Source organism: Umezawaea beigongshangensis (assembly GCF_016464305.1).
Lineage (GTDB): Bacteria > Actinomycetota > Actinomycetes > Mycobacteriales > Pseudonocardiaceae > Umezawaea_A > Umezawaea_A beigongshangensis.
The window spans coordinates 131,133-152,389 of sequence record NZ_JAEIOJ010000005.1 but is presented as its reverse complement, the minus strand read 5'-3'; the positions used below and the strand labels follow the sequence as shown (position 1 = coordinate 152,389).

Sequence of the window (21,257 nt, the reverse complement as noted above, 5' to 3'; positions counted from 1 at the left end):
CGCTCAGCTCCCCTTCGCCGGGACGACCTGGAGGTAGATCGTGGTGAGCACGAAGTTCACGAAGAACAGCAGCAGGAACGTGATCACGACGGCCTGGTTCACGGCGTCGCCCACGCCCTTCGGGCCGCCGGACGGGTTGAGGCCGCGGTAGGCGGCGACGACGCCCGCGATGAGACCGAAGATCAGCGCCTTGAACTCGGAGATCCACAGGTCGGGGAGCTGGGCCAGCGCCGAGAAGCTCGCCAGGTACGCGCCGGGCGTGCCGTCCTGGAGGATCACGTTGAAGAAGTAGCCGCCCATCACGCCGACGACGCTGACCATGCCGTTGAGCAGGACGCTGACCAGCATGGCGGCCAGCACGCGCGGCACGACGAGGCGCTGCACCGGCGAGACGCCGAGCACCTTCATCGCGTCGATCTCCTCGCGGATCGTGCGCGACCCCAGGTCGGCGCAGATCGCGGAACCGCCGGCGCCGGCGATGAGCAGCGCGGTCACGATCGGGCTGGCCTGCTGGATGATCGCCAGCACGCTCGCCGCGCCGGTGAACGACTGCGCGCCGATCTGCCGGGTCAGCGAGCCGAGCTGGAGCGCGATGACCGCCCCGAACGGGATCGACACCAGGGCGGTCGGCAGGATCGTGACGCTGACGATGAACCAGCTCTGCTGGACGAACTCGCGGAACTGGAACGGCCTGCGGAACGTCGAGCGCGCCACGTCGGCGGCCAGCGCGAACAGCTTGCCCGCCTCGGCGAGCGCACCGGCGCCGGGGAACGACGCGCCGGGCGCGGTCACGCGTCGCCCCCGCCCCGGCTGTGCCGTCCCGTCTCCGGGAGCCGGGCCACCCGCGGCACCGGGCTCGGCGTGAGAGCCGGGCCGCCCGCGTTCGCGGCGAGCACGCCGTAGCGCTCCTGCTCCTCGGGGGTGAGGCTCGCGACGATGCCCTGCTGGGCGTCGGCCGGCAGCGTGTGGACGATGCTCATCACCCGGTCCTTGCGACGGCGCACCGCGCCGCGCGGCGGCAGGCCGGGCGTCGGTTCGAGCTGCGGGACGACCCCGCGCACGTCCTCGTCGGGAGCGCCGTCGGCGTGCCCGGCCTCCCGGTGCGCCAGCTCCGCGGCCATCGTGGCCTGGTCCTTCTCCTCGGACATGCCGATCGGGCCGAGGCGGCGGCCGTTGAGGAACTGCGCCACGACGGGTTCGTCGCTGGTCAGCAGCACCTCGCGCGGACCGAACATCACCAGCTCGCGGCGGAACAGCATCCCCAGGTTGTCCGGGACGGTCCGCGCCACCGTGATGTTGTGCGTGACGATGAGGATCGTCGCGTCGATCTGCGCGTTCAGGTCGATCAGGAGCTGGCTCAGGTACGCCGTGCGGACCGGGTCGAGGCCGGAGTCCGGCTCGTCGCACAGGATGATCTCCGGGTCCAGCACCAGCGCGCGAGCCAGTCCGGCGCGCTTGCGCATGCCGCCGGAGATCTCACCGGGGAGCTTGCGCTCCGCGCCGACGAGACCGACCATCTCCATCTTCTCCAGCACGATCCGCCTGACCTCGGCCTCGGTCTTGCGGGTGTGCTCGCGCAGCGGGAACGCCACGTTGTCGAAGAGGTTCATCGAGCCGAACAGCGCGCCGTCCTGGAACAGCACGCCGAACATCTTGCGGATCTCGTAGAGACGGCTCTCCGAGCACCGCACGAGGTCGGTGCCGTTGATGACGATCCTGCCCCTCTCGGGCTTGAGCAGGCCGACCAGGGACTTCAGGAACACGGACTTGCCCGTGCCGGACGGGCCGAGCATCACGCTGACCTCGCCAGCGGGCAGCGTCAGGGACACGTCTCGCCAGATGGCCTGCTTGCCGAAGGACTTGCTCAGGCCCTCGACGACCACCTCGACGCCCATGGCACCTCCGCCCGAAGTCCGACAACGTCGTCGACACCGGGGAGACCGGCGTCACCCTGGCTCAACGAGCCCGGTCAGCGGTGGTTACTCCCCGGTCGGTCCGGAGACGTCACATCCCGGTAACACCGACCGGCCGGGGAAAAGAGAACGAGGGCGGACACCCGGTGGGGTGTCCGCCCTCGTGGAGCTGCGGTGCTAGATCACTTGAGGGTGATCTTGGCGCCGGCGGCCTCCAGCTTCTCCTTGGCGGCCTCGGCGGCGTCCTTGGCGACCTTCTCCAGGATCGGCTTCGGCGCGCTCTCGACGAGCTCCTTGGCCTCCTTCAGGCCCAGGCCGGAGACGACCTCGCGGACGACCTTGATGACCTGGATCTTCTTGTCACCGGCGGACTCGAGGACGACGTCGAACTCGTCCTTCTCCTCCTCGGCGGGGGCAGCAGCGCCGGGGCCGGCAGCGGCGGCGACGGCGACCGGAGCCGCGGCGGTGACCTCGAAGGTCTCCTCGAACTGCTTCACGAACTCGGACAGCTCGAGGAGGGTCATCTCCTTGAACGCGTCGAGCAGCTCGTCGGTGCTGAGCTTCGCCATGGTGGCGGTCCTTTCTAGACGATCAACGCCCGATTTGCGGCCGGACGCGAGTGTGGGGTGTGTGGATCAGCTCTCGGCGGGCTCGGCCGGAGCGTCGGCGTCGGCGGCGGGGGCCTCCGAAGCCTTCTTCTCCTGCAGAGCAGCGGCCAGACGGGCGACCTGGGAGGCGGGGGCGTTGAACAGACCCGCTGCCTTGGCCAGGTTGCCCTTCATCGCGCCCGCCAGCTTGGCGAGCAGCACCTCACGGCTCTCGAGGTCCGCGATGCGGGTGACCTCGTCGACCGTGAGCGGGCGGCCTTCCATGTAGCCGCCCTTGATGACCAGGGCCTTGTTGTCCTTCGCGAAGTCGCGGAGGGCCTTGGCGGCGTCGACCGGCTCACCTTCGATGAAGGCGATCGCGGTCGGGCCGACGAGCAGGGACTCGAGGCCCTGGACTCCGGCGTCCTCAGCGGCACGCTTGACCAGCGTGTTCTTCGCGACGGTGTACGTGGTGCCCGCGCCGAGAGCGCGACGCAGCGTGGTGAGCTGCGCCATGGAGAGGCCGCGGTATTCGGTGACGACTGCGGCCGAGCTGCCACGGAACTTGTCCGTGATCTCGGCGACGGCCGACACCTTGCTGGGCTTCGCCATGATCGCCTCCTCTCTGGGCTGGTGGTGCTGGTCGGCCGAGAGGTCCCCGACACGCAAAAACGCCCCGGCGCAGTGGCACGGGGCGTAAAAAGATCATGGGCGTTGAAACGCCGAGTTCTCGCCTCGTCCTCCTGCGCGGGCCGCTCCGGATCGGAGTCTTCGTCCTCCCGTCAGAACAGGAGGAGACCAGCGGTCTTCGGTGGAACTGCCGTCAGCGTACGGGACTCCTCACCCGGTCTCCAAATCGGCATGATTGCCGGGTGACTGAAGAACAGCCGAAGGCACCGAGCGGGCCGGGGCCGGGCGACGTCGACCCGGAGCAGCTGCGGCAGTTCCAGGAGTTCCAGCGCTTCCAGGAGTTCCAGCGCTACCAGCAGGCGACCGGCGGCGCACCCCCGCCCGGCGCGGCGCCGCCACCACCGCAGCGCACGTCCTTCTGGCGTGCCCTGTTCGGCAGCAAGCTGCTGCGTCGCCTGCTCTACCTCGCGGTCTTCCTGATCGTGGTGGGCCTGGCCCACGACCACTACTTCGGCGACGACGACCCGTCCGACGCGGCGGTCGACAGCGGCGGGTCGCAGGGCAACGTGGTGACCGGGACCAGCCCCGTCGAACTGGTGCGGGGCGTGTACCGGGACGTGGGCTTCGGCAACCCGAACGCGTGCAAGCTGTTCGCCACCGACGACGGGCGGGAGCGGTTCGCGAGGGCCTTCGACGCCCAGAACTGCGAGGCGGCGGTGACGACCCTGAAGGCGCGGGTGGTCAACGTGGGCCTGTACGAGCAACTGGAGTTCCCGAACGCCCTGTACGGCACCCCCGCCACCGACGTGGTCGAGGTCAGCTCGTGCGACATGACCGTCAAGGGCGGTCCGGCCCTGGGCCGCTTCGTGACGCGGAAGCAGACCAACGGCACCTGGATCATCGCCGACTACGAGGCCGAACCCACCTGCCCGACCAGCTGAAGACGGTGCGGGCACGACGAAGGGCCCCGGTGATCGGAGATCACCGGGGCCCTTCGTCCGTCGTGAGCGACACGCGAGGTCGCGACGGTGGAGACGATCGGATCAGCGCGTCCGAACCGCCGCCTCCGGAGAAGCGGTCGTCACGCCTCGTCGACCAGCATGTTGCGGGTGCGGTTCGGGTCGACCGGGATGCCGGGGCCCATGGTCGTGGAGACGGTGACCTTCTTCAGGTACCGGCCCTTGGCCGCGGACGGCTTCGCGCGCAGGATCTCGTCCAGCGCGGCGGCGTAGTTCTCCACCAGCTTCTCGCTGTCGAAGGACGCCTTGCCGATGACCAGGTGCAGGTTGGCCTGCTTGTCGACGCGGAAGTTGATCTTACCGCCCTTGATGTCCTGAACGGCCTTCGTGACGTCCGGCGTCACGGTGCCCGTCTTCGGGTTCGGCATCAGGCCGCGCGGGCCGAGGATGCGGGCGATGCGACCGACCTTCGCCATCTGGTCGGGCGTGGCGATCGCGGCGTCGAAGTCCAGGAAACCGCCCTGGATGCGCTCGATCAGGTCCTCGGAGCCGACCACGTCGGCGCCGGCGGCCTCGGCCTCGGCGGCCTTGTCGCCGGTCGCGAAGACGATGACGCGGGCGGTCTTGCCGGTACCGTGCGGCAGGTTCACGGTGCCGCGGACCATCTGGTCTGCCTTGCGGGGGTCGACGCCCAGGCGGATCGCGACCTCGACGGTGGCGTCCAGCTTGACCTTGGAGGTCTCCTTGGCGAGCTTGGCGGCCTCCAGCGGCGAGTACAGCCGCTCCCGGTCCACCAGCTCAGCGGCCTGGCGGTATGCCTTGCTGCGCTTCATGAATCCTGTCCTTACTCAGTGGAACAGTTGTGGTGCGAGCATCAGCGCGAGCTCTCCCACGTACTGCTGTGGATGTGCCGCACCACGCTCTCGCGGGTGCGACGGGTGGCGTCTCAGCCCTCGACGGTGATGCCCATGGAGCGGGCGGTACCGGCGATGATCTTCGCGGCGTGGTCGACGTCGTTCGCGTTCAGGTCGACCATCTTGGCCGTCGCGATCTCGCGCACCTGGTCCATGGTCACCTTGGCGACCTTGACGCGGTGCGGCTCGCCGCTGCCCTTCTCGACACCGGCGGCCTTGAGCAGCAGCTTCGCGGCCGGCGGGGTCTTGAGCTTGAAGTCGAACGAGCGGTCCTCGTACACGGAGATCTCGACGGGCACCACGGTGCCGCGCTGCGACTCGGTCGCGGCGTTGTACGCCTTGCAGAACTCCATGATGTTGACGCCGTGCTGACCCAGCGCGGGACCGACGGGAGGCGCCGGGTTCGCGGCGCCGGCCTTGATCTGCAGCTTGATGACCGCAGACAGCTTCTTCTTCTTGGGAGGCATCTCTCGAACTTCCTGTTATTGCAGTGTCCGCGCACGGCCCTGCCAGCCGCAGCGTGGCCGACGATCCCCGAGGGGGATCGGTCAGATCTTGGAAACCTGGCTGAACGACAGCTCGACCGGGGTCTCGCGACCGAAGATCGACACCAGGACCTTCAGCTTCTGGCCGTCCGCGTTGACCTCGCTGATCGTCGCGGGAAGCGTGGCGAACGGGCCGTCCATGACGGTGACCGACTCGCCCACCTCGAAGTCGACCTCGACGGTCGGCTTGGCGGCCGTGGTCGTGGCCTTCTTGCCACCCTCGGCCGGCTTCTGCTCGACCTGCGGGAGCAGGAACTTCAGCACGTCGTCGATGGTCAGCGGAGACGGCTTGGAGGTCGCGCCGACGAACCCGGTCACACCGGGCGTGTTGCGGACCGCGCTCCAGGAGGCGTCGTTCAGCTCCATGCGGACCAGGATGTAGCCGGGCAGCACCTTGCGCTGCACCTGCTTGCGCTGGCCGTTCTTGATCTCGGTGACTTCCTCGGTCGGCACCTCGACCTGGAAGATGTAGTCCTCCATGTCGAGGGTCTGGATGCGCGTCTCGAGGTTCGTCTTGACCTTGTTCTCGTACCCGGCGTACGAGTGCACGACGTACCAGTCACCGGGCGCCGACCGCAGCGCGGCGCGCATCTCGGCGACGGGATCGGCCGGCTCGTCGTGGATGTCGACCTCGTCCACCGCGACCGCGTCGGCGGTCTCGTCGGAAAGTTCGTCGTCCGCGGCGTCGCTCTGCGAGTCGTCGGCGTCCGGGGAGTCGTCCCCGGCGTCCTCGGTGTCCTCCGCCTCACCGACCGGCTCGACGTGCGTGGAGTCCCCGTCCTGTGCGGCAGCGAAGACCTGCTCGTCGGAAAGGTCGGTCAGCTCCTGGGCGTCAGCGCCGTTCTCGGAGGTCACTGTGGATCTCGCTTCCTTTCGTGCATCACGTGTCCAGCCACCAACCGGGGGCCGACAGCCGTTCGGCTCAGCCGAACAGCTTGAACACGCCCCAGGCGAAGGCGGCATCGAGGCCGAACACAACCGCCACCATGAAGGCCACGAAGACCAACACGACCGACGTGTAGGTGATCAGCTGCTTGCGCGTCGGCCAGATGACCTTGCGCAGCTCGCTGACCACCTCGCGGAGGTAGCGGAAGAACCTGGCGAAGATGTTGGGGCGCTTCTCCTGGGAGTCGCGACCCCTGGTGGGCCGCCCCTTGGCACCGGCGGCGTCCGAGTCGACCCCGGCCACCTTCTTGGTGGCCCTGGTGGACTCGGCGGCGTCCTTCCGGACTGCCGGACGCGCGGAGGCACGACGCTCACGTCGCGCCGCAGCGGTGACCGGCCGGGCCGCGCTCTCGCGCTCCTCCGGCTGATCCTGCTCGCGGCCCTCGCTCATGCCGTCCTCCGCTCACCGTGCGCTTCGACGCAGGGGTGACAGGACTTGAACCTGCAACCTGCGGTTTTGGAGACCGCTGCTCTGCCAGTTGAGCTACACCCCTTTGGAGCCACCACGCTGGTGCGTGGAACCCCCTGGCTGCGGACGTCCTCCAGTTCCTCCACGTGGCCCGTGGAGCACCCGGTGGTCGTCCCGAGTTCGGAAGTGTACGGCACGAGCACCCGCACACCCCAATCGGGCCGGTCGAACGATGTTTCCGAGCAGATCGACCGGTCCGTTCGACACAGCTTGCCACACCGGGGGGAGCACTCCTCCCCGAGGACGGTGAAAGTGTGCTCTCCGCCACGATCGGAGATCGTGACCGATTCCGGCTCCACCCCCGCGACCAGCACTTCCGCCCGTCCGAGGACGTCGCGGAGGGTCGGCGCCATCACCGAGTCCGCCACCCTCGCCGTCGACTCCCGCGCCAAGGCGCTCAAGGCAGCGGGACGGCCCGTCATCGGGTTCGGCGCCGGCGAGCCGGACTTCCCCACGCCCGCGGCGATCGTGGCCGCGGCGCAGGCCGCGTGCGCCGATCCGCGCAACCACCGGTACAGCCCGGCGGCCGGCCTGCCCGAGCTGCGCGATTCCGGTCACAGCGTCGAGCCCGGTCAAGTGCTGATCACCAACGGCGGCAAGCACGCCGTGTTCACGGCGTTCGCGACGATCGTCGACCCCGGCGACGAGGTGCTGCTGCCCACGCCGCACTGGACCACCTACCCGGAGGCCATCACCCTCGCCGGCGGCGTCCCGGTGCCGGTCGTGGCGGACGAGTCGACCGGCTACCTGGTGAGCGTCGAGCAGCTCGAGGCGGCGCGCACGGAGCGCACGAAGGTCCTGCTGCTGTGCTCGCCGTCGAACCCGACGGGCGCGGTGCTCGGCCGCGAGCTGATCACCGCGATCGGCCGCTGGGCGGTCGAGCACGGCATCTGGGTGATCACCGACGAGATCTACGAGCACCTGGTCTACGACGGCGCGCTGCCGGTGTCGGCGCCGGTGGCCGTGCCGGAGCTGGCCGACCGCTGCATCGTGGTCAACGGCGTGGCGAAGACGTACGCGATGACCGGCTGGCGGGTGGGCTGGTTGATCGGCCCGCGCGACGTCGTGGCCGCGGCGGCGAACCTCCAGTCGCACCTGACGTCCACCGTGTCCAACGTGGCGCAGCGGGCCGCCCTGGAGGCCGTGTCCGGCCCGCTGGACGCGGTGCGCGAGATGCGGGAGGCGTTCGACCGCAGGCGCCGCACGACGGTGGAGATGCTGTCGGCGATCCCCGGCGTGCGGTGCCCGACGCCGCGGGGCGCGTTCTACGCGTACCCGTCGGTGAAGGAGCTGCTGGGCCGGGAGCTGCGCGGCACGCGGCTGGACAGCAGCGCCGACCTCGCGGCCGCGGTCCTGGAGCACGCCGAGGTGGCCGTGGTGCCGGGCGAGGCGTTCGGCACGCCCGGCTACCTGCGGCTGTCCTACGCGCTGGGCGACGAGGACCTGGTCACGGGCGTGACCAGGCTGGGCGACCTCCTGCGCGAGGTCGGCTGACCCGCCGGGACGCGGGGGCGACCCGGCGCTCTCCTCTAGCTCGATCGAGTGAGTCCCGTAACCGCCGAACGTCGTAGATCGATACGCCGTTCAGTCGTACGGAGCGTTGAGGAGAATTCGATGAGCTACTCGCCACCGCAGGAGTCCCAGCCGGTCCGGCAGCGCAACGGGCTCGGCACCGCCGGGTTCGTGCTGGGCCTGGTCGGTCTGCTGTTCAGCTTCGTCCCGATCGTCGGCGTGGTCGCGTGGCCGCTGGTGGTGCTCGGCCTGGTCCTGAGCGTGCTGGGCGTCGTGAGGGCCCGCTCCGGACGGGCCGACAACGGGGGCCTCGCGGTCGCGGGCGTCGTCCTGTCCGCGATCGGCCTGCTGGTGTGCGTGCTGTGGGTGGCCGCGTTCGGCAGCGCCGCGAACGAGGTGGACGAGCGGTCGTCGCAGCAGTCCACCGTCGTCTACGAGGTCACCGGCGACGCGCCGGGCGCGACGGTCACGTACTCGACGTTCGACGGCGGCGGGTCGTCCACGAGCTCCGAGGACCCGGCGTCGCTGCCGTGGCAGAAGGAGCTGCGGACGTCGGGCCCGTTCAGCAGCGGCACGCTGACCGTCTCGACCGACGAGCGGGGCGGCACCGTGGCGTGCCGGATCACCGTGGACGGCGTGGAGAAGAAGACCGCCACGGGATCCGGTCGGTTCAGCAGCGCGATCTGCGGCGGCTTCTGACCGCCGTTCCTCAGCCGGGGAGGCGGACCCGCGCCTGCGCGCCGCCGAGCACCGACCTGCCGTCGAACGTGGCGGTCACGAGGACCTTGACGGTGCCGTCGTCGTGGATCTTGGTCACCTTGGCGGTGACGTCGAGCTGAGCGCCCTCGTCGTCGTCGGGGACCACGACGGGGCGGCCGAAGCGCACGCCCCACTCGACGACGGCACCGGGGTCGCCGACCCAGTCGGTCACGACGCGCCCGGCGAGCGCCATCGTCAGCATCCCGTGGGCGATGACGCCGGGCAGGCCGACCGCGACGGCGGAGCGGTCGTTCCAGTGGATCGGGTTGAAGTCCAGCGAGGCGCCCGCGTAGCGCACGAGGTCGGCGCGGGTAATCCGGACCGACAGCGGGGGCAGGACGGTCCCGACGGTCACGTCGGCGGCTGAGGGGGTCATTCGGCGGCCTCCTGGTCGGTCCCGCGCACGACGAGCGTGGACTTGGCGGTGGAGACGGCCTCGCCGTCCTCGGTGGTGATCTCGGCGCGCAGGGACAGCAGGTCGTTGCCCATGCGGGTGATGATGGAGTCCACGTGGAGCTGGACGACGAGCCGGTCCCCGGCCCGCACGGGGCGGTGGTGCACGAACGTCTGGTCGCCGTGCACGACGCGGGTGTAGTCCAGGCCGAGGGCGGGATCGCTCACCACGATCTCCTGGGCCCGCATGGACAGCACGATCGCGAAGGTCGGCGGGGCGATCACGTCGGGGTGACCCGCCGCGCGGGCGAACTCCGGGTCGCGGTGCGCCGGGCTGGTCTCCCCCACGGCGTCGGCGAACTCGCGGATCTTCTCGCGGCTCACCTCGTAGGGCGCGGAGGGCGGGTAGCTGCGTCCGATGAACGACGGATCCAGGGGCACCGGGGCAGATTACGCGACGAGGCCGCCCCGATCGTCGGGGCGGCCTCGTCGTGAACCAGGTGGATCCGCTGGTGTCAGCGGGTCTCCTTGTGCGCGCGGTGCGTCTTGCAGTTCGGGCAGAACTTCTTCAGCTCCAGGCGGTCCGGGTCGTTGCGCCGGTTCTTCCTGGTGATGTAGTTCCGGTGCTTGCACACCTCGCACGCGAGGGTGATCTTCGGACGTACGTCGGTAGCAGCCACGGCCTTGCCTTTCTAGAGCACACGTTCCCCGGCTCCCCGGAGGGGAGCGACCGCCAGGGGCTTACCCCGGCGGCAGGGCTCGGGGCGGACCACCCCGAAGAAGATGAAGTGTAAGCACCACCAACGCCCGCCGACCCACCCACCGGACGCGAGGCCGAAGGCGAGCCAGAAGGAGGTCCGGGGGGCGAAGCCCGCCCGGCGCGGGGGTCCGGGGGCCCGGCCCCCGGTGTGATGCGAAGCGAGCCGGTTCGCGCACTCCGCGAACACGGCTCGCTCACTCGCGTAGCGGTGGCCGGACTTGAACCGGCGACACAGCGATTATGAGCCGCTTGCTCTACCAACTGAGCTACACCGCTTTACGCAACTCGGCCGCGATGCACGTGCACCGCGGCCGAGTTGTTGAGCCCCAATACGGAATCGAACCGTAGACCTTTTCCTTACCATGGAAACGCTCTACCGACTGAGCTATTGGGGCCGATCTGCTCCTTGCGGGGCAAGAAGAACTCTACACAACCACCCCGCGAGTTGTGAAATCGGGGGGTCGCGTCAGTGCACCAGAGTGAGCACCGTCTCATCCCGCGCGCCCCTGACCTGCACCGTTCGCGCGCGCAGCCAGGCCTCGAAGCGCTCCTCCGACAGCGGCCGGGAGATCAGGTAGCCCTGGGCGATGTCGCAGCCCATCGCGACGAGCTGGTCGCGCGCGGCGTCGTCCTCGACGCCCTCGGCGACGACGACCAGGCCGAGCGAGTGGCCGAGCTCGACGATGGACCGCACGACGGCCATGTCGCCGAGGTCGGTGCCCATGCCGAGCACGAAGCTCTTGTCGATCTTCACCTCGTCCACCGGGAGCTGGCGCAGGTAGGCGAGAGAGGAGTAGCCGGTGCCGAAGTCGTCGACGGCGAGCACGACGCCCAGCGCGTGCAGCCTGCGCAGCACCGGCAGCGCCCGCTCGGGGTCGGCCATGACGCCCGACTCGGTGAGCTCGAAGGTGAGCAGCCCCGGCGGCACGTCGTGGTGCTCCAGCGCCACGGCCACGCGGTCGGGGAACTGCTCGTCGGCGAGCGTGCGCACGGACAGGTTGACCGCGATGGACATCCGCAGGCCGCGGTCCAGCCACATCCGGACGCGCTCCAGGGCGCGGTCCATGACGAAGTCGGTGAGCACGTCGACGAGCCCGGTGGCCTCGACGGCCGGCACGAACTCGTCGGGGTCGACCCGGCCGAACTCGGGGTGCTTCCAGCGCACGAGCGCCTCCGCGCCGACGACCTGACGGCTGGGCAGCGCCACCTTCGGCTGGTAGTGCACCGAGATCTGGCCGCCCTCCAGCGCGTGCCGGAACTGCGTCACGAGCTGGAAGCGGCGCAGGAAGATCTGGCCCATGCTCGGCGCGTAGGAGCGCACCGGCTCGGCCTCGCTGGTGGCCCGCACGGCGACGTCGGCGCGCTGGAGCATCGCGTCCACGTCGGGCTCGTCGACCTCGCACACGGACTTCGCGACGTAGCCGACGATGGCGGTGGCCTCGACGGTGAGCCGGTCCACCGGGTACGGCACGGACAACCCGGCGCGCAGCCGCTCGGCGATCTCGTGGGCGTGCTCCGCCTTGGCCCCGGCGAGGAACACGGCGAACGAGCCGCCCTCCAGCCGCGCGAGCGGCACGTCCGGGCCCAGGGAGTCGCGCATGCGCCGTCCGGCGGCCACGACCATCCGGTTGCCCCACGCCTGGCCGAGCGCGTCGGAGACGGTGGACAGCACGTCGAGGTCGACGCGCAGCACGACCGACGCGGGCGTCTGGCGCAGCGGTTCGGCGACGGCCTCGCGGAAGCCGGGCCGGTTGAGCAGGCCGGTCAGCGGGTCGTGGTAGGCGTCGTGGCGCAGCCGGGCGAGCAGGCGGCGGTTGTCCACGGCGGTGGCGAGGTGGCTCGCGAGCGTGCGCAGGAGCTGGATGTCGGCCTTGCCGAACCCGCGCCAGCGGCTGAGCCGGTCGTGCGCCTCGACCGCGCCGAGGAGCTGGTTCGCGCCGCGCAGCGGCACGACGAGCGCCTCGCGGGCGTCGCGGCGCACGAGCGCGTCGACGACGTCCTCCGAGGCGTCGGCGAGGCGGAAGTAGCGCACGTGGGAGCCGGGCAGCTGGAGCATCGGGTCCTCGCGCGAGGACCGGGAGTCGGCGCGGCGCATCGCCTCGGGCAGCGGCTCACCGGACACGAGCGTCTGCATGGACGCCTGCGGGTCGGTGCGCAGCCGCAGCACCACGCGGTCGGCGTTGAGCTGCTCGCGGATGCGGTCGGCGATGAGCTGCCACTCGTCGTTGTTCTCGACGTCGTCCGCGTCGTCGGCCGGGTCGCGGGGTCCGGTGGCGCGCTGCCCCGAGCGGGCCACGCGCAGGCTGACCTCGCTGAGCGCTTCGAGGTCCCGCTGCTCGCGCAGCAGCCCGGAGTAGGCGAGGTACGTGGCGGAGATGCCGGCGAAGACCAGCACGATCAGGACGCCGCCCCACGGCGTGGTCGTGGCGATCTCGTAGGCCACGAGTCCGGCGGCGGTGTTGAGCAGCGCGACGACGAGGGTCTGCAGGACGAGCCGGACGCCGTTGCCGACGCGCATCGACTTGCCCATGAGCTGCAACGCGGTGAGACCGAGGACGATGGCGACGAGCGGCACCGCGATCGTGCCGACGAACGCGCCGGCCCACGGCGGGCCGGAGCTGCCGAACGCGCGGTTCACGCCCTCGGCCACGGCGAACGCGACGGAGATCTCGACGAACATCAGGCCGGCGTTGTAGATCGCGCGGTCGAGGATGCGGCGACCCAGCAGGGTGCCGACACCGGCCACGACGTGGGCGGCGAGCACGACCTCGAAGGGCGCGACGAGCAGTCCGAGCACGAGCGGGATCTCGGTGAACGAGATGGTCCAGGCGACACCGCTGCGGACGTCCACGTTGATCGCGAGCTGCTCGGCGAGCAGGAAGCCGACGACCAGGAGCGGGCCCGCCCACAGCAGGCTGTGGCCGCCGCGGTCGGGCAGCCAGGACCCGACGGCGACCGCGGACAGCACGCCCACCGCGAGGAGTGCCACGGCGAAGACGCTGAAGCCTCGGTTGGTCGACCGGGTGAGTCCGCCCCGTGGTGCGGTCGCCGAGTTCGACGCGGGGTCGGACATCCAGCCTCCTCGTCAGCCTGCGCCGTGAACCGGAACCCGGTCCGGCGGTGGTCCGAACTCGTGGCGTGACTGAGGGGCCTCGTACTGTGACCGAGACCCCTCCTGATGCTCAATGTACCCCGGATGGGCGATGAATTGGCAGGTAGATGAGGCCGCTACCACGTGGCGTGATCTGCGTTGGACCGAACGGGGTCACACCGTGAGCTGCCCCCGGAGCACCGTGACCGCGCTTCCGGCGAGCTGGACACGGTCCGCACGCAGCACCGCGCGCACGAGGCCGCCGCGGGGCGACGCCTGCTCGGCCAGCAGCTCGTTCCTCCCCAGCCGCGGCGCCCACCAGGTGGCGAGCGTGCAGTGCGCCGATCCGGTCACCGGGTCCTCCGGCACCCCGACGCGCGGGTAGAAGCAGCGGCTGACGACGTCGATCCCGTCGCGGTCGCCGGGCGCGGTGACGATCACGCCGCGGGCCCCGATCTCGGCCAGCCGCGCGAGGTCCGGTCGCAGCGCCCGGACGTCCGCGGCCGACGTCACGGCGACCAGGAAGTCCGACACGCCCCGCTCGACCGACTCGATCTCGACGCCCTGGAGCGCCTCGGCGAGGCCGGGCGGCGGCGGGGCGGGACTCGTGGGATCGGCCGGGAAGTCCATCCGGATCACGCCGTCCTCGCCCGCCTCGCACGTCAGCACGCCGCTGCGGGTGCGGAACCGGCGGTCACCGCCCAGCACGTGCGCGGTCGCGAGCGTGGCGTGGCCGCACAGGTCGACCTCGGCGGCCGGGGTGAACCAGCGCAGCGGCACCGGATCGGCGCCCGGCGAGGTGAGGTCGCAGAAGGCCGTCTCGGCGTGCTTCATCTCGGCCGCGACGGCCTGCATCCAGCCGGAGTCCCGCTGCTCGGTCAGCAGCACGACGCCGGCGGGGTTGCCCGCGAAGGGGCGATCGGTGAACGCGTCGACCACGAAGATCTCCACGCTCGACGATCCTACGGTCAGCAGCGGCGCCCCACCGGCCGACGACGGGCCGTTCGGCGCAACGTCCTCCGATCCATCCGGTCGGGTGAAATACACCGATCAGCCCTGGTGAAACGGCTGCCGGCGTGAATTCGATCTCACTTGTGCGCGTGAAGCACCCGATCGGCGGGTACTTGCGGCACGGGGACGCCCTCCTGATCCAGTGGGGAGCGAGGTCTCGCGGAGAGGACGGACATGACCACGACGAAGACGCCAGAGCTGACCGGCCGAGCACGTTCGATGCTGCGCGCGGTCGCAGCGGGACGTGCCGAGTTCTGCGGTGGTCGTGAGCCGGACCTGTACGTCGACGGCCTGCCGTGCTGCGACCAGCTCACGACGCACGAGCTCGTGCGGGCCGGACTGGTGCGCCCGAGCGGCCCCACCGGGTGGGGCTCGTGGGTGCGCGCGGAGATGACCGACGAGGGCAGAGCGGTCCTCGCCGCGGTGTGACGCAGACCCTCGAACACGTGTTCGAGGTGGGTTATGCTGGGCCGGAGGCCGACACGCAGGGGAGAGGAAGCTCTTGCGCGTCGGCCTCCTCGCGCCACGAGGAACCGGCCGACGCCGTGCGACGAGAAAGGCCCCGTGACCTGTTCTCACAGGTCACGGGGCCTTTGACGTGCGTGGCGGGTGTAGGATTCGAACCTACGTAGGCGTAAGCCGACGGATTTACAGTGTGCCCACGGTACCACCTCTGAGCTGGGCAAATAGGCTTCGATCAGCCAACTTCGGTACGTATTCGGCACAGCGCCCGTTCTGCACTGCCACTCCTGCTCGTCGTGCGGTCTGGCCGCCCTTCGCACCGAAGGGCGTCACAGCTCATCAACCTGCTTCCGACGGTCCGTCTACGCACGTTCGTCAGCGGAACCCGCGCGAGCGGCACTCGCCGTCTCAGCGGAGCGGCGTTCGAGCGGCAGCAGCACTGCTCCAGCTCGCACTCCCCCACCAGCCGTGAGTAGACCAATCACCGTATGAGCCGGGGCGGGGCGCCCTGTCCTTCTGGGATCGGTAACTGCGGTAACTGCGGTAACCGCGCAGGTCAGACGGTTACCGCAGCGGTAACCGGTTACCGCAAGCCGGGTTACCGGTAACCGCACCATCGGTAACCGCAACCAGATCGGTAACCCTCCGACCTGCAAGGTTACCGCAGTTACCGCAGTTACCGATCCCAGAGAAGGACGCCCTCGAAGGGGGCCAAGGATGAACCAATCCCTGCATGAGGACGTCAGACTCCGCAACTGCAGGCCAACCCTTCTAGAGCCACTACAGCAGCCCCACGGGGTTACACTGCACCCCGCACAAACCCATGCTGAAAGCCCGCTGCCCGACACAAAGCACCAGGTCAAGAAGTGTCTTCCCCGCGCGAGCGGGGGTGGTCCCGCCCAGGCCAGCACCTCCTCGCGGGAGACCTTGTCTTCCCCGCGCGAGCGGGGGTGGTCCCGCGACTCCTCGACAAGCCCGGTGTTGAGAAGAGTCTTCCCCGCGCGAGCGGGGGTGGTCCGCGGGCAGCATCGGCGCGGTTCTGCGCTTGGACGTCTTCCCCGCGCGAGCGGGGGTGGTCCCTCGCGCTCGGCGGCGTCCTGGTCGACGTCGACGTCTTCCCCGCGCGAGCGGGGGTGGTCCACAGCCTGCACGCGCCGGTCTCGTGCCAGGTCGGGTCTTCCCCGCGCGAGCGGGGGTGGTCCCAACCCGCTCGCTCGCGACCTGCGGCCAGCGCTGTCTTCCCCGCGCGAGCGGGGGTGGTCCGTCGAAGATGCTGACGTTCCAGCAGATCGGCGCGTCTTCCCCGCGCGAGCGGGGATGGTCCCAGGAGATCGGCGGCGAGACGGTCCTCACCATGGTCTTCCCCGCGCGAGCGGGGGTGGTCCCCGCGGCCCCGCACCCCTGCCGACGCTCTACGGGTCTTCCCCGCGCGAGCGGGGGTGGTCCCGGCGGTGCGGGGGTAAACCAGGCGGGCGGTGCGTCTTCCCCGCGCGAGCGGGGGTGGTCCCACGTCAGCGGCTGAACTCTGGGACGCGATCGAGTCTTCCCCGCGCGAGCGGGGGTGGTCCGCGCCAGCCCGAGAAGACCGCCGACCTCGCCGAGTCTTCCCCGCTCCAGCCTGCACTCGCCCGCCAACCGCGAGCAGACCAATCACCGTATGAGCCGGGGCGGGCCACCCTGCCCTTCTGGGATCGGTAACTGCGGTAACCGCGCAGGTCAGACGGTTACCGCAGCGGTAACCGGTTACCGCAAGCCGGGTTACCGGTAACCGCGCCATCGGTAACCGCAACCAGATCGGTAACCCTCTGACCTGCAAGGTTACCGCAGTTACCGCAGTTACCGATCCCAGAGAAGGACGCCCCCACCCGCGACCGACGATGAACCAATCCCTGCGTGAAGACGCCAGCCTCTGCAACTGCCGGCCAACCCTTCTGGAGCTACTGCGGCAGCCCCACGGTTACACTTCACCTCGCACAAACCCATGCTAAAACCCGCTGATCGACATAAAGGACCAGGTCAAGAAGTGTCTTCCCCGCGCGAGCGGGGGTGGTCCGCTCTACTACTCCGCGGCCTATCCGTTCCGGTGGTCTTCCCCGCGCGAGCGGGGGTGGTCCCCCGATCAACTTCGCGTTGCAGGACGAGACGGGGTCTTCCCCGCGCGAGCGGGGGTGGTCCGTAGCCCGTCACCACCCGCCCGGACCGGCGGACCGTCTTCCCCGCGCGAGCGGGGGTGGTCCCGAACCCCTGTAACGCTTGTTGTAAGACAAAGCGTCTTCCCCGCGCGAGCGGGGGTGGTCCGTACGCCCGTCACGGCCTGTCCGTCGCGGACGTGTCTTCCCCGCGCGAGCGGGGGTGGTCCCCTCGTTTCAAGGTTCGCCCAACTCGTCGAGGAGTCTTCCCCGCGCGAGCGGGGGTGGTCCGTTCCGGATGATCTCCGGAGCGCTGCACTACTTGTCTTCCCCGCGCGAGCGGGGGTGGTCCCGCGATCGTGTCCGACCGGCGGCCCTTGTGGACGTCTTCCCCGCGCGAGCGGGGGTGATCCGGCGTCACGGGTGGCCGGGATGAGGTTCTGGTGGTCTTCCCCGCGCGAGTGGGGGTGGTCCTAGTTCGCAGCCACACTATGCGCATGACCACGTGTCTTCCCCGCGCGAGCGGGGGTGGTCCTCTCCTGCTGATAGGTGGGTGGTGGAACCAGGTGTCTTCCCCGCGCGAGCGGGGGTGGTCCCCTCACCGTCAACGGGACGCTCGGCGGCTCGGGGTCTTCCCCGCGCGAGCGGGGGGTGGTCCGTCCTCCTGGGCCTTGCGCATCAGCAGGCCGATGTCTTCCCCACGCGAGCGGGGGTCCGGAAGCGGCGCTGCTGACGAAGGCAGCTGTGGCGTCTTCCCCACGCGAGCGGGGGCTCCCCGGCCTGTCAACATGATCATCGTCTAGTCAGCAGCACCGCTCCAGCCCGCCTCCCCCACCAGCCGCAAGCAGACCAATCTCCGCATGAGCGGCCCTGTCCTTCTGGGATCGGTAACTGCGGTAACTGCGGTAACCGTGCAGGTCAGGCGGTTACCGCAGCGGTAACCGGTTACCGCAAGCCGGGTTACCGGTAACCGCGCCATCGGTAACCGCAACCAGATCGGTAACCCTCCGACCTGCGAGGTTACCGCAGTTACCGCAGTTACCGATCCCAGAGAAGGACGCCCTCGAAGAGGGCCAAGGATGAACCAATCCCTGCATGAGGACGCCAGACTCCGCAACTGCAGGCCAACCCTTCTAGAGCCACTACAGCAGCCCCACGGTTACACTCCACCCCGCAAAACCCATGCTGAAAGCCCGCTGCCCGACACAAAGCACCAGGTCAAGAAGTATCTTCCCCGCGCGAGCGGGGGTGGTCCGCGGATGCAGAACGATCCGTTGATCGACCCCCGATCTTCCCCGCGCGAGCGGGGGTGGTCCCCCGGAGCCCGACCTCGGCGACGTCGACCTGGAATCTTCCCCGCGCGAGCGGGGGTGGTCCCTCCTGGACGCCGAGCGCGCCGCCGCCATCGAGATCTTCCCCGCGCGAGCGGGGGTGGTCCGTCCTCGACGGCCACCCGGCTGTCGTTCGTCCCATCTTCCCCGCGCGAGCGGGGGTGGTCCCGCGTCGACGACGCCCTGCGCGCCCGCCGTGTTATCTTCCCCGCGCGAGCGGGGGTGGTCCCGTCGGGTGCGCGGTCAACAGCGACTGGAACGTATCTTCCCCGCGCGAGCGGGGGTGGTCCCGCACCGATCACCGGCACGGTCTGTCGGCCGGGATCTTCCCCGCGCGAGCGGGGGTGGTCCCAGCGCGAGCGGCCTGTGGTCGATGCTGTCCCGATCTTCCCCGCGCGAGCGGGGGTGGTCCGCGCACGCGTGCCTGGTGGAGCTGATGCCGACGATCTTCCCCGCGCGAGCGGGGGTGGTCCCCTTGTCGGTGCCCGCGCTGTTGGTGACCCGGAATCTTCCCCGCGCGAGCGGGGGTGGTCCCCGGTCGCGGGCGTTCTTGCTGAACTCGTCGTTGTCTTCCCCGCGCGAGCGGGGGTGGTCCATTGGTGATCAGGTCGACCTCGCCGCGCAGCAGGTCTTCCCCGCGCGAGCGGGGGTGGTCCGGTGTTGTCCGTCTGGGTCTCGTTGGTCGCGGCGGTCTCCCCGCGCGAGCGGGGGTGGTCCCCAGGCGGCGTCAGCGACCAGGAGGCGCAGCCGGTCTTCCCCGCGCGAGCGGGGGTGGTCCCCGGAGCGCGTCGCCCAGGGAGCCAGCAACCGTGTCTTCCCCGCGCGAGCGGGGGTGGTCCCTTGTTCTGCCACGCCATCTCGGTGGTCTGCTTGTCTTCCCCGCGCGAGCGGGGGTGGTCCCACCAGCGCGCGGCCCTGGTCGACGTGCTCGATGTCTTCCCCGCGCGAGCGGGGGTGGTCCCATGTCCGCCGAGTACCAGTCGCCGACGGTGTCGTCTTCCCCGCGCGAGCGGAGGTGGTCCCCCGACGCTGTGCCCGACTATCGAGATCGGCTTGTCTTCCCTGCGCGAGCGGGGGTGGTCCGTGGGAGGCGGGTGGGGAGAACATCCATCCGCGGTCTTCCCCGCGCGAGCGGGGGTGGACCCCGGCCCGTCGCCGTGGTGTGGTGGGTCGGAACGTCTTCCCCGCACAAGCGGGGGTCATCGCCAAATTACTATAGTCTTATCGTCATGACGTTTTGCCCGAGGCAGGAGTACGCCATTCCTATCTTCTGTCTCCTCCCAGTCATGCAGCCGTTGAAGAAACCCGTCCAAGTCTCCCTTGGGCAAATTGGCAACCCTTTCCCAACCGATTTCAAGGTGGTCTACAATTCTTTGCGCACCGTCAGTCGCAAGCACGCACCATTCAATCAGATTACACGGAAATTGACGACTTACGGCTTCACCCGCCGCTCGCGGTTCAGACTCAGCAATCCAATAACCATTCGGCACGTTCCTGTATTGAACTTCCACTTCTTGCAGCTTACTCATTAGAAACTTATGCTCCTCGTCATAGCCGCTACCGCTCTGCAACCGCTCGCGATAGGTACGACGCATGTCATGGGCCACCCCACCTAGGCGCGCGTCTGTCACCCGGTGAATTTCACCCTTTTTGGTGGCGATCAGCGCAGTGCTGTCCCCTAACGCCAGCACTTCCAAAACACTGGCGCGCTTACGCGCGATGAGAACAGTAGACGATGGGCCAATATGAGCGGGAACATCCAGCCTTCCGACTACTTCCCGGATGCTTTCAGCAAGCAACTCAGGAAGGTCGACATTTAAGTCATCGAGTCTTCTTCTGAGTGCAGAAGCAAGTAAATCTACGTAATCACTTGCGGTCGCGGTACTAGGACTAAAGCTAGAAGCTCCATCTAGAACTGCTACCGAGTTGAGCGTACTCAGCCAACGATCCTGCCCGATACCTGACCCACCAGGGAGAACACTGCCGTAAAATTGCCTCATGACCACACTCTCACTGGAGCAAGGACGCTGATTTTCTTCGGAGCGAGGCCTTCAAATTCGCCCGTTACGGCCATACTGAATTCCGAATCCCCAAACTCTGCGAACAACTCGGGAAGCGCTGTAATTAAGTAGTGCGCTGCCCCAACAGAGCCCAGCGCGTGAAGACCCGCGATATGTACAATTACATGATTGCCCAACTTGCGACGTGCAATATAGGCGTGGTCGGCTCGGATAGGATTCACATCGTCCATCGGCGACAAGTACCGCCCTCCGGTGATCCGATCAACGATGTACCACTGAGCATTATCGCCTAGGGTCATCGTCAGGAACGGATCTTCCCCCATAAGTTTGTGTCCTATGTGTGCAGAAGCCGGACCACACACCACAACGGCGTCACCCTTTGGCTCCCACTCCTCGCGCGGGTCGATCAAAACGCGGTCAGCTACAGAAAACGCCAATTTTTCCAGTTCTACGGTCAAGTAAGCACCCGTAGCGTCATCCTCGGAGGCGATTACCACATCCTCTCGCTCGCGAATGATACGGCCAGGCAGTGCAATTTCTAGTGGGCCGACTCCGAAGAACGCTCGTTCAGGGCGTGGCGCAGTGCTACGAATCTGCGTAACTCGCCCCTTTGTAATACCGAGGGCAGCAGCAATTTCGGTGTAGCTCATGTTGCTTGATCGGCGCGCCTCCTCGATTGCCGCCTTGCGCAGTCTTGCCAGCTCTACTGACCGCTGCTGGTAGATGGTGATCAACTCACTTGCCCGCTGACCTCGCTTGATCGGGTCGGGGTCTGACCGGACGGACTCGAACTCGTCGAACGGGGGCGATGCCATGCCTCTAGTTT

Annotated in this window: 18 protein-coding genes, 3 tRNA genes, 1 pseudogene and 3 CRISPR repeat arrays; of the genes and pseudogenes, 4 read left to right on the top strand and 18 right to left on the bottom strand. The window is 68.9% G+C overall.

Features of this window, described 5'->3' with window-relative positions; translation table 11 throughout:
* Positions 1-3: 3 nt before the first annotated feature.
* From IMZ35_RS15205 to rplJ, 4 genes are all read right to left on the bottom strand, one after another.
* A complete protein-coding gene (locus IMZ35_RS15205) occupies positions 4-792 on the bottom strand; it encodes an MlaE family ABC transporter permease (protein ID WP_199441728.1) in 789 nt (262 codons plus the stop codon).
* Positions 789-1,895, bottom strand: a complete 1,107-nt coding sequence (locus tag IMZ35_RS15200; protein WP_199441727.1) for an ABC transporter ATP-binding protein — start codon at positions 1,893-1,895, stop codon at positions 789-791. The genes IMZ35_RS15205 and IMZ35_RS15200 overlap by 4 nt, the downstream gene beginning before the upstream one ends.
* A gap of 200 nt (positions 1,896-2,095) precedes the next feature.
* On the bottom strand, positions 2,096-2,482 hold the full coding sequence (gene rplL, locus IMZ35_RS15195) for a 50S ribosomal protein L7/L12 (RefSeq protein ID WP_199441726.1): 387 nt from the start codon (positions 2,480-2,482) through the stop codon (positions 2,096-2,098).
* 66 nt (positions 2,483-2,548) lie between these two features.
* Positions 2,549-3,112 (bottom strand): 50S ribosomal protein L10, encoded by a 564-nt coding sequence (rplJ, locus tag IMZ35_RS15190; RefSeq protein WP_199441725.1) that lies wholly within the window; start codon positions 3,110-3,112, stop codon positions 2,549-2,551.
* 260 nt (positions 3,113-3,372) lie between these two features.
* Here rplJ and IMZ35_RS15185 point away from each other — a divergent pair, with 260 nt between their 5' ends.
* On the top strand, positions 3,373-4,071 hold the full coding sequence (locus IMZ35_RS15185) for a hypothetical protein (protein ID WP_199441724.1): 699 nt from the start codon (positions 3,373-3,375) through the stop codon (positions 4,069-4,071).
* A gap of 140 nt (positions 4,072-4,211) precedes the next feature.
* Here the strand turns inward: IMZ35_RS15185 and rplA are convergent, their stop codons facing one another.
* From rplA to IMZ35_RS15160, 5 genes are all read right to left on the bottom strand, one after another.
* Positions 4,212-4,922 carry a 50S ribosomal protein L1 gene (gene rplA / locus IMZ35_RS15180; protein ID WP_199441723.1) on the bottom strand — a complete coding sequence of 237 codons (711 nt, stop codon included), beginning with the start codon at positions 4,920-4,922 and terminating at the stop codon, positions 4,212-4,214.
* A gap of 113 nt (positions 4,923-5,035) precedes the next feature.
* On the bottom strand, positions 5,036-5,470 hold the full coding sequence (gene rplK / locus IMZ35_RS15175) for a 50S ribosomal protein L11 (protein ID WP_199441722.1): 435 nt from the start codon (positions 5,468-5,470) through the stop codon (positions 5,036-5,038).
* An 81-nt stretch (positions 5,471-5,551) separates the two neighbouring features.
* The gene (nusG, locus tag IMZ35_RS15170) at positions 5,552-6,403 is read right to left on the bottom strand and encodes a transcription termination/antitermination protein NusG (RefSeq protein ID WP_199441721.1); all 852 of its coding nucleotides are present in this window, start codon (positions 6,401-6,403) and stop codon (positions 5,552-5,554) included.
* A 67-nt stretch (positions 6,404-6,470) separates the two neighbouring features.
* Entirely contained in the window at positions 6,471-6,884 is a 414-nt protein-coding gene (gene secE / locus IMZ35_RS15165) for a preprotein translocase subunit SecE (protein ID WP_199441720.1), read from the bottom strand.
* Positions 6,885-6,914: 30 nt separating this feature from the next.
* Positions 6,915-6,987: transfer RNA gene (locus tag IMZ35_RS15160), tRNA-Trp, on the bottom strand.
* A gap of 254 nt (positions 6,988-7,241) precedes the next feature.
* On the opposite strand from IMZ35_RS15160, the gene IMZ35_RS15155 reads away from it, so the two are divergent.
* Positions 7,242-8,456, top strand: a complete 1,215-nt coding sequence (locus IMZ35_RS15155) for a pyridoxal phosphate-dependent aminotransferase (RefSeq protein WP_199441719.1) — start codon at positions 7,242-7,244, stop codon at positions 8,454-8,456.
* A gap of 120 nt (positions 8,457-8,576) precedes the next feature.
* A complete protein-coding gene (locus tag IMZ35_RS15150) occupies positions 8,577-9,173 on the top strand; it encodes an MmpS family transport accessory protein (RefSeq protein ID WP_199441718.1) in 597 nt (198 codons plus the stop codon).
* 10 nt (positions 9,174-9,183) lie between these two features.
* On the opposite strand, the gene IMZ35_RS15145 is transcribed toward IMZ35_RS15150, so the two are convergent.
* The 7 genes from IMZ35_RS15145 to IMZ35_RS15115 form a co-directional block, all read right to left on the bottom strand.
* A complete protein-coding gene (locus IMZ35_RS15145) occupies positions 9,184-9,609 on the bottom strand; it encodes a MaoC family dehydratase (RefSeq protein WP_199441717.1) in 426 nt (141 codons plus the stop codon).
* Complete coding sequence (locus IMZ35_RS15140; RefSeq protein ID WP_199441716.1) at positions 9,606-10,067, bottom strand: MaoC family dehydratase N-terminal domain-containing protein; 462 nt, start codon at positions 10,065-10,067, stop codon at positions 9,606-9,608. The genes IMZ35_RS15145 and IMZ35_RS15140 overlap by 4 nt, the downstream gene beginning before the upstream one ends.
* Positions 10,068-10,141: 74 nt before the next feature.
* The gene (gene rpmG, locus IMZ35_RS15135; protein ID WP_199441715.1) at positions 10,142-10,306 is read right to left on the bottom strand and encodes a 50S ribosomal protein L33; all 165 of its coding nucleotides are present in this window, start codon (positions 10,304-10,306) and stop codon (positions 10,142-10,144) included.
* Positions 10,307-10,589: 283 nt separating this feature from the next.
* Positions 10,590-10,662: transfer RNA gene (locus tag IMZ35_RS15130), tRNA-Met, on the bottom strand.
* Positions 10,663-10,708: 46 nt separating this feature from the next.
* Positions 10,709-10,781 (bottom strand) — tRNA-Thr (locus IMZ35_RS15125).
* A 71-nt stretch (positions 10,782-10,852) separates the two neighbouring features.
* Positions 10,853-13,459 (bottom strand): EAL domain-containing protein, encoded by a 2,607-nt coding sequence (locus tag IMZ35_RS15120; RefSeq protein WP_199441714.1) that lies wholly within the window; start codon positions 13,457-13,459, stop codon positions 10,853-10,855.
* Between the two features lie 192 nt (positions 13,460-13,651).
* On the bottom strand, positions 13,652-14,428 hold the full coding sequence (locus IMZ35_RS15115) for a PhzF family phenazine biosynthesis protein (protein WP_199441713.1): 777 nt from the start codon (positions 14,426-14,428) through the stop codon (positions 13,652-13,654).
* A gap of 234 nt (positions 14,429-14,662) precedes the next feature.
* Between IMZ35_RS15115 and IMZ35_RS15110 the strand changes: the two genes are divergently transcribed.
* On the top strand, positions 14,663-14,917 hold the full coding sequence (locus tag IMZ35_RS15110) for a hypothetical protein (RefSeq protein ID WP_199441712.1): 255 nt from the start codon (positions 14,663-14,665) through the stop codon (positions 14,915-14,917).
* A gap of 901 nt (positions 14,918-15,818) precedes the next feature.
* A CRISPR array of direct repeats spans positions 15,819-16,518; the repeat unit is 28 nt; unit sequence GTCTTCCCCGCGCGAGCGGGGGTGGTCC.
* A gap of 456 nt (positions 16,519-16,974) precedes the next feature.
* Positions 16,975-17,736: direct repeats of the CRISPR family, unit length 28 nt; unit sequence GTCTTCCCCGCGCGAGCGGGGGTGGTCC.
* Between the two features lie 569 nt (positions 17,737-18,305).
* Positions 18,306-19,615: direct repeats of the CRISPR family, unit length 28 nt; unit sequence GTCTTCCCCGCGCGAGCGGGGGTGGTCC.
* An 84-nt stretch (positions 19,616-19,699) separates the two neighbouring features.
* Here the strand turns inward: IMZ35_RS15110 and IMZ35_RS32090 are convergent.
* Positions 19,700-20,410: pseudogene (locus IMZ35_RS32090) on the bottom strand (protein phosphatase 2C domain-containing protein); the annotation flags it as partial.
* Complete coding sequence (locus IMZ35_RS15100) at positions 20,407-21,246, bottom strand: helix-turn-helix domain-containing protein (RefSeq protein WP_199441711.1); 840 nt, start codon at positions 21,244-21,246, stop codon at positions 20,407-20,409. The pseudogene IMZ35_RS32090 and the gene IMZ35_RS15100, both read right to left, overlap by 4 nt.
* Between the last annotated feature and the right edge of the window lie 11 nt (positions 21,247-21,257).